11 protein-coding genes are annotated in these 14,915 nt (G+C 71.5%); all 11 read right to left on the bottom strand.

The features are described from left to right. Positions 1 to 49: 49 nt before the first annotated feature. On the bottom strand, positions 50 to 2,305 hold the full coding sequence (locus tag DVK44_RS25500; protein ID WP_114662206.1) for a phosphocholine-specific phospholipase C: 2,256 nt from the start codon (positions 2,303 to 2,305) through the stop codon (positions 50 to 52). Between the two features lie 133 nt (positions 2,306 to 2,438). Further along, positions 2,439 to 2,927, bottom strand: coding sequence for a universal stress protein (locus tag DVK44_RS25495; protein WP_114662204.1), 489 nt, complete (start codon positions 2,925 to 2,927; stop codon positions 2,439 to 2,441). 8 nt (positions 2,928 to 2,935) lie between these two features. Further along, the gene (locus DVK44_RS25490) at positions 2,936 to 4,183 is read right to left on the bottom strand and encodes an SLC13 family permease (protein ID WP_408055414.1); all 1,248 of its coding nucleotides are present in this window, start codon (positions 4,181 to 4,183) and stop codon (positions 2,936 to 2,938) included. Positions 4,184 to 4,321: 138 nt separating this feature from the next. Continuing rightward, positions 4,322 to 5,830, bottom strand: a complete 1,509-nt coding sequence (gene gatB / locus DVK44_RS25485; RefSeq protein WP_114662200.1) for an Asp-tRNA(Asn)/Glu-tRNA(Gln) amidotransferase subunit GatB — start codon at positions 5,828 to 5,830, stop codon at positions 4,322 to 4,324. After that, a complete protein-coding gene (locus DVK44_RS25480) occupies positions 5,827 to 6,468 on the bottom strand; it encodes a hypothetical protein (protein WP_114662198.1) in 642 nt (213 codons plus the stop codon). The genes gatB and DVK44_RS25480 overlap by 4 nt, the downstream gene beginning before the upstream one ends. Continuing rightward, positions 6,465 to 7,730: an AAA family ATPase gene (locus DVK44_RS25475; protein ID WP_114662196.1), complete on the bottom strand. Its 1,266-nt coding sequence runs from the start codon at positions 7,728 to 7,730 to the stop codon at positions 6,465 to 6,467. Before DVK44_RS25475 ends, DVK44_RS25480 begins: the two co-directional genes overlap by 4 nt. Positions 7,731 to 7,805: 75 nt before the next feature. Beyond that, a complete protein-coding gene (locus tag DVK44_RS25470; protein ID WP_114662194.1) occupies positions 7,806 to 8,048 on the bottom strand; it encodes a hypothetical protein in 243 nt (80 codons plus the stop codon). Further along, positions 8,045 to 9,583, bottom strand: a complete 1,539-nt coding sequence (gene gatA / locus DVK44_RS25465) for an Asp-tRNA(Asn)/Glu-tRNA(Gln) amidotransferase subunit GatA (RefSeq protein WP_114662192.1) — start codon at positions 9,581 to 9,583, stop codon at positions 8,045 to 8,047. The genes DVK44_RS25470 and gatA overlap by 4 nt, the downstream gene beginning before the upstream one ends. Before the next feature lie 6 nt (positions 9,584 to 9,589). Beyond that, a complete protein-coding gene (gene gatC, locus DVK44_RS25460; protein ID WP_114662190.1) occupies positions 9,590 to 9,886 on the bottom strand; it encodes an Asp-tRNA(Asn)/Glu-tRNA(Gln) amidotransferase subunit GatC in 297 nt (98 codons plus the stop codon). Between the two features lie 233 nt (positions 9,887 to 10,119). Continuing rightward, the gene (locus DVK44_RS25455; RefSeq protein ID WP_114662188.1) at positions 10,120 to 12,321 is read right to left on the bottom strand and encodes a putative bifunctional diguanylate cyclase/phosphodiesterase; all 2,202 of its coding nucleotides are present in this window, start codon (positions 12,319 to 12,321) and stop codon (positions 10,120 to 10,122) included. A gap of 263 nt (positions 12,322 to 12,584) precedes the next feature. Further along, positions 12,585 to 14,876 (bottom strand): NAD-dependent DNA ligase LigA, encoded by a 2,292-nt coding sequence (gene ligA, locus DVK44_RS25450; protein WP_228447370.1) that lies wholly within the window; start codon positions 14,874 to 14,876, stop codon positions 12,585 to 12,587. Between the last annotated feature and the right edge of the window lie 39 nt (positions 14,877 to 14,915).

Raw genomic sequence — 14,915 nt, 5'->3', positions numbered from 1 at the left:
CGTTCATGCGGCGGCCAAGGCTCGGGCAGCGCCGAGGCGGGTGCGGACGCTACCCGGATACGCTCACCCGGCCGTTCTCGATATGCCCCATGAGGCGGCGGCGGAACGGCACGCGCGCGTGCCCGTCACTGTCCTCAGTTACACCGTCCGCGGTGACCTCGTCCGCGGTGACCTCGATGTCGTACCAGCCGTGGGCGTCGGCCGCCGAGTGCACCACGGCCCGCTCCTTGCCCGGCTTCACCGTGATCCGCCGGGTCCAGCCGCTCAGGTCGGCCTCGTCGACGTATCCGAGCGGGCGCACGGTGAAGGTGACCGACCGGTCGCCGCTGTTGCGCAGGGTGAGATGGAGATCGCGGTCGTGATGGTCGACGGAGGAGGAGAGTTCGGCGCCCCGGCCGGTCGCCGGACCGGAGAACTCGCGCCGGAAGCCGTTCGGCCCGGTGATCGTGAACCGGTACGCGTCCCGCCCGGTCCCAGCCGCCCCGGTCCCGGTCGTCCCGGTCCCGGCCGCCCCGGTAAGGGGCACCGTCCATTGCGCCGTGCCCCTTACATCGCGGTGCTGCGGCACCGCGAACTCACCCGCGTACGGATAGAGCGCGAAGTGCGCGCTCGCGCGCCCTGTATTGCTCAGCACGACCTCGAAGGCGCGGCCGTCGGCGCCGACCCGCCCGTACGCGTCGGTCTGGTACGGCAGCGGGCGCGCCGGGCGGACGCCGGGCTCCTGCACGGGCATCCGCTGCTCGGCCGGGGGTACGGGCCGCCAGCGGCCGGTGAACGGCGGTACGGCGGCGGGCCGTTCCACCGCGGGCAGGCTCCGGCTGTCCGTGAAGTCGAACGCCGAGGTCAGATCGCCGGTGACGGTACGCCGCCAGGCGGTGATGTTCGGCTCGGCCACCCCTGTCCACCGCTCCAGGAAACGGATGACGGAGGTGTGGTCGAAGACCTGCGAGCAGACATGCCCGCCGACCGTCCACGGCGACACGACCAGCAGCGGCACCCGCATACCGAGCCCGGTCGGCCGGCCCCGCCAGCGCTCGTCGGGGTCGTCCAGGGGCGGCACGGGCGGCGGCACATGGTCGAAGAAGCCGTCGTTCTCGTCGTAGTTGATCAGTACGACGGTGTGGCGCCAGACCTCCGGATGCGCCCCGAGCGCGTCGAGGACCTTGTAGACGAGGCCCGCGCTGGCGACCGGCGACGAGGAGCCGGGGTGCTCGGAGTCGACCGCGGGCGGCACCAGGTACGACACCTCGGGCAGCGTCCCGGCGGCCACATCCGCCCGGAACCGCTCGGCCAGTGTGCCGCTCTCCACCCGCCGCAGCCCCCGCTCGAAGAGCGAGCGCTCGCGCCGGTCCAGGGTGGCGACGCCCTCCTCCAGCGCGGCGAGCAGCCGCTCGCGCCCGGCCGGGTCCGCCGTGTCGCGCACCGCGGCGTAGAACGCCTCCATGTACGTGAAGCCGGCCGCGCCGGGCTGCCCGGACAGCGCGCGTGCCGGGGCGAGCGCCTTGCGCGCGATGTCCTTGAAGACGGTGAAGAACTCGATGTTGTTGTCGGTGAAGTTCTCCCACTCGGTGTATGTCTGCCAGCTCCGGCCCGCCTTCTCCAGCCGCTCCGCGTAGGTCGGCCACGGGTAGCCCGGGTGGGTGTCCTCCTCGTACGCGTCATTGCCCACGGCCCGCCGCCCGTCGGCCTCGAAGCCGGTCCAGCCGCTCCACAGGTGGTTGCGGTTGGGGCTCGTCGAGGAGTGGATGGAGGAGTGGTACGCGTCGCAGACCGTAAAGGTGTCGGCGAGTTCGTAGTGGAGCGGGATGTCCCGCCGGTCGTAGTACGCCATGGTCGCGGCGGTCTTGGCGGAGACCCAGCGGTCCATCCAGCCGTTGTTCCAGGCCGAGGCCCCGCCGTCCCACGAGTGGTCGAGATCCCCGATGTACTGGAGGTCCTCGCGCTGCGCCGCGGCGGCGTCCCGGATCGGGAACGGCAGCACGGCGGCCGGGCCGCCACCCGGCGCGGCAGCGGCAGCGGAGGCGCCCGCGCCCGGCTGGGCGAAGACGGGCTCCCCGGAGGGCAGTTCCACCGCGTTGCGGTCACCGAAGCCGCGCACCCCACGCAGGGTGCCGAAGTAGTGGTCGAACGAACGGTTCTCCTGCATCAGGATCACCACGTGCCGGACCGCCTCCAGCCCGCCGGCGGGCGGCTCGGCGGCAAGCGCCGCCTGGAGGGACGGCGGCAGCACCGATCCGACCGCGGCCGTACCCAGGGCGCCGGAGCCGAGGGCGAGCATTCTTCTGCGCGAGATCTCCCGTGACATGCCAGGGACGGTAGTGACGGCTGATGGCAGGAGAAAGACCCCGGAAAGGCGCCGAGGTGAACGCCCCCGAAGACTGGGCCGACGGCGGTACGGACGGAGGTGCGGGCAGCTATACCGGCAGCGGTACGGGCGGCTACACCGGCGGCGGCACCGGCACCTCCGCGCCGTACGGCCACACCAGCAGCACCGGGCACTCGGCGTGGTCCACCACGAACCGGGTCGCCCGCCCGAGGCTGTGCGGCCCCGGCCGCCCGGGCTCGCCGTCGCGGGCGCAGATCAGCAGCTCCGCCCCGGCCGCCGCCCGTACGACCTCGTGCTCCACCCGGCCGTGGTGTTCGAGGAACACGCAGGGCCGGCCGAGCCGGTGCGCGGCGGCCTCCAGGAGATCCGCGGCGGCCGGCCGGGAGAGGGCTTCGAGCCGGGCGCCGGGGTCCCGGTCCGGCCGGTGGCCGCGGCCGAGGAGGCCCGCGTAGGCGCGGTGCGCGGCGGCGGCCACCTCGTCGTCGCTGACATGCAGCAGCGCCAGCTCGTCGGGCGCGGCACCGGCACCGGCCGGGCAGCGCCGGGCCGCGTCGACACAGGCCGGCCAGGTGGCCTCGGTGATCCAGACGAGTACGGTCACAGCGGCGCTCAGCCTCCGATCAGCCGCAGCGTCCCCCACAGTGCCACCGTAGACACGGCCAGCGTGGCCGGCACGGTCAGCAGGCCGAGCCGGGTGAAGCGGCCGAGTTCGGCCTCGCTGTCGTGCTCATGGAGGATGCGCCGCCAGAGCAGGGTGGCCAGCGAGCCGACGTACGTCAGATTCGGGCCGAGGTTGACGCCGATCAGCGCGGCCAGCACCGGCCCGGGGCCCGCGGGCCCGATCACCGGCAGCAGCGCGAGGATCGCCGGCAGGTTGTTGATCACATTGGCCAGTACGGCGGCGACCCCGGCGATGGCGAGCAGCGAGAGCAGCGACGAGCCGGCCGGCAGGATCCGGCCGATCCCGGTGTCGAGGCCGTTGTCCACCACGGCCTTCACCACGACCCCGAGCGCCAGGACGAAGAGACAGAAGAGCGGGGACGTGGCGCGGACCAGTCCCGGCAGGGTCGTACGGCGCTGCCGCAGCGCCCGCGCGGCCAGCACGGCCGCTCCGGCGATCGCCGCCCACAGCGGCTCGATCCCGGCGAACGAGGTGACCGCGAACCCCGCCAGGGTCAGCCCCAGCACCACCAGCGTGAACACCGGCACCTCGGGCCGCTCGCCGCCCTTCGCGGGGTGCGCACCGGCGGCCAGATCGGCGGCGAAGAAGCGGCGGAAAACGGCGTACTCGACGGCGATCGCCGCCAGCCAGGGCAGCGCCATCAGCGCGGCGAACCGGGTGAAGGTGAGCCCGCTCGCCGTGAAGGCCAGCAGATTGGTCAGATTGGACACGGGCAGCAGCAGCGACGCCGAGTTCGCGAGATGCGTCGTGGCGTAGACATGCGGCCGGGGCCGGGCGCCGACCCGGGCAGCGGTGGCGAAGACCACCGGGGTGAGCAGCACGACCGTGGCGTCCAGGCTGAGTACGGCGGTGACCACGGCGGCGACGGCGAACACCCCGCCGAGCAGGGTGCGCGGTCTGCCCCCGCAGACCCGCGCCACCAGGTCCCCGGCGGCGGCGAACAGCCCCTCGTCGGCGCAGAGCTGGGCGAGCACCAGCACGGCCGCGAGAAAGACGACGACCGGCAGGAGCGTACGGGTCTGTTCCCATGCGTCCGCCGGCGACACCGCGCCGAGCGCCACGACCAGCAGCGCGGCCGGCACCGCGACAACGGCCTCGGGCAGCCCGCGCGGGCGCACGACGGCGAACGCCAGCACGCCGAGCAGCAGCCCGACGGAGACGGTCTCGGCGACGATGGTGTTCACGGGGAGGGGCCTTTACCGGAGCGAAAGCAGGAAAAGGGGCGGCGCACCGGCTCCCCGGCGCCCCGCCCCCACGGCGTCACTACGTACTACGTACTTCGTACGTAGGTGATGTCAGCCCTCAACGTTATGTCAGCCCTCGGCCCCGAGCTTCTCCAGGATCAGCTCGCGCACGCGCGCCGCGTCGGCCTGTCCCCGCGTGGCCTTCATGACCGCGCCCACGAGCGCGCCCGCGGCGGCGACCTTGCCCGCGCGGATCTTGTCGGCGACGGCCGCGTTGGCCGCGATCGCCTCGTCCACGGCCGCGCCGAGCGCGCCCTCGTCGGAGACGACCTTCAGCCCGCGCTTCTCCACGACGGTGTCGGGTCCGCCCTCACCTGCGAGGACGCCTTCGATGACCTGACGGGCCAACTTGTCGTTCAGGTCGCCGGCGGCGACGAGCGCGGCGATCCGGGCGACCTGCGCCGGGGTGATCGGCTGCTCGTCCAGCGCGCGGCCCGACTCGTTGGCGTGCCGGGCCAGCTCGCCCATCCACCACTTACGGGCCTGATCGGCCGGGGCGCCGGCGTCGATCGTGGCGACGATGAGGTCGATGGCGCCGGCGTTGAGGATCGACTGCATGTCGTGCTCGGAGACGCCCCACTCCTCGCGGAGCCGGTTACGGCGTACCCGCGGCAGCTCGGGAAGCGCGGCCCGCAGCTCCTCGACCCACGCGCGGGCCGGGGCGACCGGCACGAGGTCGGGCTCCGGGAAGTACCGGTAGTCCTCGGCGTTATCCTTGATCCGGCCGGAGGTGGTGGACCCGTCCTCCTCGTGGAAGTGCCGGGTCTCCTGGAGGATCGTGCCGCCGCCGTCCAGCACCGCGGCGTGGCGTTGGATCTCGAACCGGGCGGCGCGCTCGACACTGCGCAGCGAGTTGACGTTCTTCGTCTCGGACCGCGTACCGAACTCCGCGCGGCCGTGCGGGCGCAGCGACAGGTTCACGTCGCACCGCATCTGGCCCATCTCCATCCGGGCCTCCGACACGCCGAGCGCCTTGATCAGCTCCCGCAGCTCGGCGACGTACGCCTTGGCCACCTCGGGCGCCCGCGCGCCGGCGCCCTCGATGGGCTTGGTGACGATCTCGATGAGCGGGATCCCGGCGCGGTTGTAGTCCAGCAGCGAGTGCGAGGCCCCGTGGATCCGCCCGGTGGCACCACCGACGTGCAGCGACTTGCCGGTGTCCTCCTCCATGTGGGCGCGCTCGATCTCCACGCGGAAGATCTCCCCGTCCTCCAGCTGGACGTCCAGATGGCCGTTGAAGGCGATCGGCTCGTCGTACTGGGAGGTCTGGAAGTTCTTCGGCATGTCCGGATAGAAGTAGTTCTTCCGGGCGAAACGGCACCACTCGGCGATCTCGCAGTTCAGCGCGAGCCCGATCTTGATGGCGGACTCGACACCGATCGCGTTCACGACCGGCAGCGATCCGGGCATCCCCAGACAGGTCGGACACGTCTGCGAGTTGGGCTCGGCCCCCAGCTCGGTCGAGCAGCCGCAGAACATCTTGGTCTTGGTGCCCAGCTCGACATGGACTTCGAGGCCCATGACGGGGTCGTAGGTCGCCAGCGCGTCCTCGTACGACACCAGGTCAATGACGGTCACAGGTACTTCTTCCTCTTCAATGCTTCATCGGTGTCGGCCAGCCAGCGCTGGTAGGACGACAGCTTTCCGAGTACGGAGAGATCCACTTCGTCGGCGAGGCGGGCGAAGTAATCGCCGGGGTCGGATCGCCGGGCCTTCTTGAGTACGTTCGCCAGCACGCGTTTCGGGTGGGCCGGATGCCCTGGCGCCGGATTACCCTGTTCCACATCCTCCGGCTGAAGGTGCGGATGCGCCGACAGATCGGCGGCGGGCTGCACCCGGACCAGCGCGTCCCGGTCCGCCAGGACCCATGACTCGGTCATCACCTTCGGCCCGAGTACGACGGGCACCGCCGCGCTCTTCGGCAACTGGGACAGCGCCTCCAGCAGGACACCCGCGTCGGGGATCTCCTTGTGGTCCCGGTGCACGAAGAGTACGTCGCACCGGCCGGCCAGCTCCTGGGCCGCCGCCAGCAGGAGCTTCGGCGCCGCGGTGCTGTACACGGAGCCGGTCGAGCAGGGGGCGAGCACCTCGGTGGCCTTGAGGGCCCGCGCGTGCAGCGTCTCCTCCAACTGCCGGATGATCAGCCGCTCCAGGAAGGGCAGATCACTCGGCCCTTCGACCAGCAGTCCCGCCGTGAGAGGCCGTGCCCGGTTCATGAGATCACCTGTCCCATGGACTCCAGCAGCCGCTTCACCTGCTCGACCGTGACCGTGTCGCCGGGCTCCTCGTCCGCGAGGGGCTTACGCACGGGGCGGGCCCGGGTCACGGTCGAGATCCCGGGGCGCGCCGGGTCGATGTGGGACGCCTGCTCCAGGAAGACGAGGCTGCCGGAGGCGTCGTCGCGGAGGGCGGAGAGCAGGACGGGCGAGTGGGTGGTCGCGATGAGCTGGCGGAACCCCTTGGCCTCCTCGGCCCGGTCCACCAGATCGGGGAAGTCGTCCCCGTCCCGGCGCAGCCGCCGTACCAGCTCCGCGATCCGGGTGGGATGGAGCCCGTTCTCGATCTCCTCAACGGCGAGCAGCCCGGCCCGCCGGTCGTCGTACGAGGCGGCGAGCAGCGCGAGGACGCGCAGCGTGCCGTCCGACAGCATGGGTGGCGAGGTCCAGCCGGTGTGCCGGAACCGTACGTCGAAGTCGTACTCACCGCGCCGCTCGTCGTAGAGCGGCCGGATCCCGGAGGCTTCGGGGATGAGCGCGGCCAGGTCGGCTTCCATGTCACGCAGTACGTCGCCGTCCAGGCGATGGAGTACGGCGGCGAGGTTGCGCCCGTCGGGGAGCAACGACATCCCGTCATCGCCGCCGAACGGGCTGCGCATACCGGGGGGATCGAGAGCGATCCGCTCCCAGGTCGCGGTCTCCCGCAGAATGCTCGCCAGCAGCTCCTCCGGGCCTGACAACCCGGCTTCGGTCAACGCCCCCCAGTCCGACTCGTAATGAGCGTCAAACAGGTCCCGCGAGGCGACGAGTGCTGTGCGCAGCCGGGTCGGCAGCGCCAGCCGGTCCATCCATTCCGTACGGTCCAGCCTGCTCACCCATGCACCACTGCGGCCGCGGCGCAGAGCGAGCTTCGCGGGACCGGCGGATGCCCCTCTGCGCTCAACTTCCACTCGTACGGCCACGGAAAGCGGGCCGAAGCGGCTCGGGACGATCATACGCACCCTGATGGTCAGCCCGGGCGCGGTGTATTCCCCACGCGGATGGTCCGTGTGGTGCAGCAGATCCCGCGCGGTAAGCCGTGGATTACTCCCGTCCAGAGCCTTCGACAGGCCCGCTCCCACCACCCGCCGGACAAAGTCCAACGCGTCCAGAAGGTTCGACTTCCCCGCGCCGTTGACACCCATGAGCACCGTGCAGGGGCGCACGTCGAGGCCGAAGCCCACGAACGACTTGAAGCCGTCGATCTCGATGCGGGTGATCACTGTGTCGCCTCCTTCCGTGGCAGCGGTGCGCAGGGGTACCGGGGAGCCCGCGCGGAGCGGGCCCCCGGCATCCGCTCAGCCCAGCAGGACGTCGTCGTCGCCCAGCCGCTTCAGCTCGCGCAGCAGCAGCGCCACGCCCGTGACGATCGCGACGCCCGAGACGACGGCGTCGACGAGGCGGAGCGTGTCGTGTTCGCCGCGGGCCGTTCTGGCCTGCTTGACGACGCTGATGGCGCCGAACGCGGTGGTCCCGATCGACAGATACGTTCCGGCCCTGGACCTCTTGAAACCCTTGGCCTTGGTCAATGCACTGCTCATAGCGATGGTGCCTCCTCCAGCAACGGGTGGCCCCACTTTTCCACGAAGGCCGCCTCGACCGCGGCACCGACCTTGTACAGCCGGTCGTCCTTCATGGCGGGGGCGATGATCTGGAGGCCGACCGGGAGGCCGTCCTCCGGCGCGAGGCCGCAGGGGAGCGACATCGCCGCGTTGCCCGCGAGGTTGGTCGGGATGGTGCACAGGTCCGCGAGGTACATCGCCATCGGGTCGTCGGCGCGCTCGCCGATTGGGAAGGCGGTGGTCGGGGTCGTCGGGGAGACGATCACGTCGACCTGCTCGAACGCCTTCTCGAAGTCCCGGGTGATGAGGGTACGGACCTTCTGCGCGGAGCCGTAGTACGCGTCGTAGTAGCCGGAGCTGAGCGCGTACGTGCCGAGGATGACGCGGCGCTTGACCTCGTCGCCGAAGCCCGCCTCGCGGGTCAGCGCGGTGACGTCCTCTGCGGAGCGCGTGCCGTCGTCGCCGACGCGCAGTCCGTAGCGCATGGCGTCGAAGCGCGCGAGGTTCGACGAGCACTCGGAGGGCGCGATCAGGTAGTACGCGGCGAGGCCGAGGTCGAAGGACGGGCAGTCCAGCTCGACGATCTCGGCGCCGAGCTTCTGGAGCAGCTCGACGGACTCGTCGAAGCGCTGGACGACACCCGCCTGATAGCCCTCGCCGCGGAACTGCTTGACGACCCCGACGCGCATCCCGGCGACCGAGCCGTTGCGCGCCGCCTCCACCACCGGCGGCACCGGGGCGTCGATGGACGTCGAGTCGAGCGGGTCGTGGCCCGCGATCGCCTCGTGCAGCAGCGCGGCGTCCAGGACCGTACGGGCGCAGGGGCCGCCCTGGTCGAGGGAGGACGAGAAGGCGACCATGCCGTAGCGGGAGACCCCGCCGTAGGTGGGCTTGACGCCGACCGTGCCGGTGAGGGCGGCGGGCTGGCGGATGGAGCCGCCGGTGTCCGTACCGATGGCCAGGGGGGCCTGGTACGCGGCGAGCGCCGCCGCCGAGCCGCCGCCGGAGCCGCCGGGGACCCGGGTGACGTCCCACGGGTTGCCGGTCGGGCCGTAGGCGCTGTTCTCGGTGGAGGACCCCATGGCGAACTCGTCCATGTTGGTCTTGCCGAGGATGACGACGCCGGCGGCCTTGAGCTTCTTCGTGAGCGTCGCGTCGTACGGCGGGATCCAGCCTTCGAGGATCTTGGAACCGACCGTGGTCGGCACACCCTCGGTGGTGAAGATGTCCTTGAGCGCGACCGGCACACCGGCCAGCGGCCCGAGCTTCTCGCCCGCCGCGCGCTTCGCGTCGACGGCGCGGGCCTGCGCGAGCGCGCCCTCGCGGTCGACGTGCAGGAAGGCGTGGACCTTCTCGTCGACGGCCTCGATACGGGCCAGGTGCGCCTCGGCGACCTCGACGGCCGTGAGTTCACCGGCGGCGATGCGCTCGGCGATCACGGCGGCCGTGAGCTTGGTGATGTCCGACTGAGTGCTGTCCGACCGGGTGCTGTCCGACTTGCTGTTGTCCGTCATGGCTGTTTAGTCCTCCCCCAGGATCTGCGGCACCTTGAAACGCTGCTGCTCCTGGGCAGGGGCGCCGGAGAGCGCCTGCTCGGGGGTGAGCGACGGACGGACCTCGTCCGCGCGCATGACGTTGGTCAGCGGCAGCGGGTGGGAGGTCGGCGGTACGTCTTGGTCGGCTACCTCGGATACGCGGGCGACCGCGCCGATGATGTCGTCGAGCTGTCCGGCGAAATGGTCCAGTTCGGAGCCGGACAGCTCCAGACGCGCCAGCCGGGCGAGGTGGGCGACCTCCTCGCGCGTGATGCCAGGCATGCAGCGATCCTCAGGGTGAGTGTTTGGGAATGTGCCCCAATCCTATGGGCCGCGACGCCCGGCCACGAAACGCTCACCCCCCGGGCCCCGTTCGTCGACCTCGGCCGCACCCTCCCGTACGGCTCCGGACGGCTCCCGTACGGCTCCGGAGCGGCCCTTACGGCACGACCTGCCGCACGGCGTACCACCGGGACGCGCTGTACTGACGCGCCGCACTACCGGGGCACGCCGTACTACTGCACGGCGTGCCCCGACTGCCGCACCACCTGTGCCGAAGCAGCCGAAGCAGCCGACGCCGCCGCCGAGGCCGAAGCAGCCGCCCCCGACGCCCCCGGCTGCTCAAGCGCCCGCGCCGCCAGCTCCGCCGGGCGCTGCCAGCCGCGCTCGCCCCTGGCCAGCAGCCAGGCCGTCGCCTCGTGCGGCGGCATCGCGGCGGCCACCAGCCAGCCCTGGACGGCGTCGCAGCCCAGATCCCGCAGCCGCTCCCAGGTCTCGTCGTCCTCGACGCCCTCCGCGACGACCAGCAGGCCCAGCGAGTGCGCCAGATCGACGGTGCAGCGGACGATCTCCGCGTCCTCCGTGTCGACCGCCAGCCGGGCCACGAACGAGCGGTCGATCTTCAGCTCGCTCACCGGCAGCCGGCGCAGATGGACCAGCGAGGAGTACCCCGTGCCGAAGTCGTCGAGGGACATCTTCACGCCGTGCCCGGTCAGCCCGGCGAGGGTGTCGGCGGCCCGCTGGGGGTCCTCCAGCAGCACATGCTCGGTTATCTCCAGCTGGAGGGAGCCCGCCGGAACGCCGTGCCGGGCCAGCCGCGCCGCCACCGCGCCCGCGAAACCAGGGGTGTGCACATCGCGCGGCGAGACATTGACGGCCACCGGGACCATCAGCCCCTGGGATCGCCAGCGCGCGACCTGAGCGAGAGCCTTCTCCAGTACGTATTCCGTGAGGTGAGGCATCAGACCGGAGGACTCGGCAATGGCGATGAAGTCGTCGGGAGGGACCCGGCCGCGCTCCGGGTGCACCCAGCGCACCAGCGCCTCCAGCCCGGCCACCTGACCGTCGAAGCGGACCTTCGGCTGGTAATGCAGCTCGACCTCGCCGGCGTCCAGCGCGCGCCGCAGATCGCCCAGCAGCCCGAGCCGGTCGGGGGTGTTGGAGTCGCGCTTCGACTCGTACACCTCGACGCCCGTACGGTCCCGCTTCGCCTGGTACATCGCGACGTCCGCGCGGCGCAGCAGCCCCTCGGCGTCCACCGCGTGTTCGGGGTAGACGGCGACACCGGCGCTCGCCTCCAGGACGAGTGTGAGGCCGTCGAGATCCAGCGGCGAGGACAGCTCGGCCGCCAGATGGCGCGCCACGCGCTGCGCGCTCGTCGTGGAGTCGCAGGTGGGGAGCAGTACGGCGAACTCGTCGCCGCCGAGGCGCGCGGCCTCGGCGCCGTGCGGCAGGGCCAGCCGGAGCCGGTCGGCGATCTGCAACAGCAGCCGGTCCCCGGCCAGATGACCGAGTGTGTCGTTGACCGAACGGAACCGGTCGAGGTCGATCAGGACGAGCGCGGACCGGGCGCCGAGGCCCTCCGCCTCCTCCAGCGCCGACCAGGTGCGCTCCAGCAGCCACTGCCGGTTGGGCAGTTTGGTCAGGGGGTCGCGCAACTGCTCCTCGGCCCGCGCCCGGGCGATCCAGAGCGTGGAGTCCAGGGCGATCAGCGGGATGGCGAACAGCGGCAGGAGGACCGGCAGGGAGACCGCGACGACACAGATCAGCGGGGCGATCCCGAGCAGCGCGACCGCGACGAGGCCCTGCCGGTAGAGGGCGGTACGGGCGCCGGCCGGCTCTCCGCTGTGCTGCGGCGTCAGCGCGTACCACAGCAGCAGCCGGGTGACGACGAGATGTGTGGCGGCGGCCAGCACGATCTGCGGGGCGCTGCCGATGGACCAGTCCAGCGGCTGCCAGGGCTGCTCGACGGTGGGGACCACTCCGAACAGCGCGAGCACGAGCGCGGCGGCCCCCACGCCCAGGATGTCCGCGGCGCCGTGCAGGACGCCCAGCCGCCAGCGGTGCCGGCGGGCCACCCCGACCAGGACGACGACGGCCAGGCTGACGAGCCCGGCCGCCACCCAGCCGTACAGCAGCAGGACCGCCAGGGTGAGGGCGGCGCCGGAGCCCGTACCGCCCCACCAGCGGTCGCGGCCGAGCGCGACCAGGTGGCCCACGATGATGCCGGTGAGCACGGCCAGCGCCCAGCCGGCCGTGGAGCCGGGGAAGAGCGCCCGCCCGTCGTGCAGGGTGAGGACCAGTCCGGTCACCAGGACGGCCACGGCGATACCCACCACAAGAACCGGCGTCCTGGCCGCGATACCCGCGCGTCCCGCCACAAATCCCGCGAATCCGCGCGGGGGTGAGACCGGGGCGGCGCTCTCGGTCGGTTTCATTCCCGTCCCTCTCACAGCCGGCGGAGCCGATGCCACGCGATGGGCGCGTCGTCATGTCAGCGCGGCCGGATTCGCACTGCGCGGCCGCGCGCGACAGGCGCACCTCACAACAGTAGGCCGCCAAGGGCCCCAACGGGCAGCGCTCTACCGCTGTTGCCCGAATGCGACCCGCCCATCCAGATCCGTCTGGTATGCGCCGAACGGGTGACCTTGGCGGCCCGAATTCGATGGTGTGCGCCCTGATCCTCGGGGAGTTGACCGCATTACTCCTCGGGAGTGATTTCCGTCTCCTCACCCGTGACCCCGGCCGCCACCTCGGCCGCGGCGGCCGTCTCCTCCCCCGCCACCGGCGGCTCCTCGGGGGTGGTGGCCGTCTCCCTCGCCGCGTCCGGGCCCTGTTCGAGAAGGACGGTGAAGCCGTCCTCGTCGAGCACGGGCACCTTCAGCTGGACGGCCTTGTCGTGCTTCGAACCGGGGTTCTCGCCGACCACCACGAAGGCCGTTTTCTTCGAAACGGACCCCGTCACCTTGGCTCCGCGCGTCTGAAGCGCCTCTTTCGCGCCATCTCTTGTGTACCGCTCCAGGGTGCCCGTCACGACCACCGTGAGCCCCTCCAGGGGCCGGGGGCCCTCGTCCTCGCCGGTGGCCTCCTCCTCCGTACGGACGCCCGCGGCCCGCCATTTGCGCAGGATCTCGCGGTGCCAGTCGACCGCGAACCACTCCTTGAGCGAGCCCGCGATGATGGGCCCGACGCCTTCGACGGCCGCCAGCTCCTCCTCGGTGGCCGCGTCGATCGCGTCGATCGAACGGAACTCCCGGGCCAGCGCCTCGGCCGCGACCGGCCCGACATGACGGATGGACAGACCGGTGATGATCCGGGCCAGCGGGCGGGACTTGGCCTCGTCGATGTGCTTGAGCATCGCCAGGGCGTTCCGCTTCGGCTCGCCCTCCTTGTTGGCGAAGACCTGGGCGATCTTCTCCTCACCGGTCTTCGGGTCCCGCTTGGGCAGTCCGCTGTCCGGGTCGAGGACATACGCCCGGATCGGCAGCAGTTGGTCGATGGTCAGGTCGAAGAGATCGCCCTCGTCCACCAGCGGCGGCGTCGCCGGCTCCAGCGGCTTGGTGAGCGCCGCGGCGGCCACGTAACCGAAGTTCTCGATGTCGAGGCACTTGCGGCCCGCGAGATAGAACAGCCGCTCCCGCAACTGGGCCGGGCACGTACGCGCGTTGGGGCAGCGGAGGTCGATGTCGCCCTCCTTCATGGCCTTCAGCTCCGTGCCGCACTCGGGGCACTCGGCGGGCATCACGAACTCGTACGCGTCCTCCGGCCGCAGGTCGATGACCGGGCCGAGGATCTCCGGGATGACGTCCCCGGCCTTGCGCAGCACGACCGTGTCGCCGATCCAGACGCCCTTGGACTTCACCACGTCCTGGTTGTGCAGGGTGGCGAACTCGACCTCGGAGCCGGCCACCGTCACCGGCTCCACCTGCGCGTACGGAGTGACGCGGCCGGTGCGGCCGACGCCCACCCGGATGTTCACGAGCTTGGTGTTGACCTCCTCCGGCGCGTACTTCCAGGCGATCGCCCAGCGCGGCGCGCGCGAGGTGGAGCCCAGCCGGCCCTGGAGGGGGATCTCGTCCAGCTTGACGACCACTCCGTCGATCTCGTGCTCGACGGAGTGCCGGTGCTCGCCGAAGTACGCGATGAACTCCCGTACGCCCGCGACGTCCTGGACCACCTTGTTGTGCTGGGCGGTGGGCAGACCCCAGCCGCGCAGCAGCTCGTACGCGTGCGAGAGGCAGTCGATGCCGAAGCCCTCGCGCGCGCCGATGCCGTGCACCACCATGTGCAGCGGGCGGGTCGCGGTGATCTTGGGGTCCTTCTGGCGCAGTGAACCCGCCGCCGCGTTCCTCGGGTTGGCGAAGGGCTTCTCACCGGCCTCCACCAGACGCGCGTTCAGCTCCTGGAACGCCTCCATGGGGAAGTAGACCTCGCCGCGGATCTCGACCAGCTCCGGCACGTTCTCCCCGGTGAGGCGGTGCGGGATCTCGGCGATCGTCCGGACGTTGGACGTGATGTCGTCGCCCACACGGCCGTTGCCACGGGTGGCCGCGCGGGTCAGCCGGCCGTGCTCGTAGGTGAGATTGACGGCGAGTCCGTCGACCTTCAGCTCGCACAGGAAGTGGTAGTCCGGGGTGCCGACGTCCTTGGCGACGCGCTCCGCCCAGGCCGCCAGCTCCTCGTCGTCGAAGGCGTTGTCCAGGGAGAGCATCCGCTCGCGGTGCTGGACGGCGGTGAACTCCGTCTCGTACGCCCGCTCGACCTGCTGGGTCGGCGAGTCGGGCGTGCGCAGCTCCGGGTGGTCCTCCTCCAGCTGCCCCAGCTCGCGGAACAGCCGGTCGAACTCGCCGTCGCTGACGATCGGCTGGCTGTTCACGTAGTACCGGAAGCGGTGCTCCTCGATCTGCTCCGCGAGCAGGGCATGCCGCTCACGCGCCGCCGCGGGCACCTGCAAGGCGTGTTCGGAGTTCTCGCTCCGCTGTTCGCCAGCCACCGTTTCGTCCTCCCGATTCACCATGATCCAGCCCCGCCC

Source organism: Streptomyces paludis, from assembly GCF_003344965.1.
Taxonomy (GTDB): Bacteria; Actinomycetota; Actinomycetes; order Streptomycetales; family Streptomycetaceae; genus Streptomyces; species Streptomyces paludis.
Note: the sequence above shows the minus strand (reverse complement) of the source record. Positions and strands in the feature narration are given on the sequence as shown.

What these genes read in the sequence shown, in the direction of transcription:
- DVK44_RS25500 (WP_114662206.1), bottom strand. Translation starts at nt 2,305, where the DNA reads ATGTCACGGGAGATCTCGCGCAGAAGAATGCTCGCCCTCGGCTCCGGC.
- DVK44_RS25480 (WP_114662198.1), bottom strand. Translation starts at nt 6,468, where the DNA reads ATGAACCGGGCACGGCCTCTCACGGCGGGACTGCTGGTCGAAGGGCCG.
- DVK44_RS25470 (WP_114662194.1), bottom strand. Translation starts at nt 8,048, where the DNA reads ATGAGCAGTGCATTGACCAAGGCCAAGGGTTTCAAGAGGTCCAGGGCC.
- gatA (WP_114662192.1), bottom strand. Translation starts at nt 9,583, where the DNA reads ATGACGGACAACAGCAAGTCGGACAGCACCCGGTCGGACAGCACTCAG.
- gatC (WP_114662190.1), bottom strand. Translation starts at nt 9,886, where the DNA reads ATGCCTGGCATCACGCGCGAGGAGGTCGCCCACCTCGCCCGGCTGGCG.
- DVK44_RS25455 (WP_114662188.1), bottom strand. Translation starts at nt 12,321, where the DNA reads ATGAAACCGACCGAGAGCGCCGCCCCGGTCTCACCCCCGCGCGGATTC.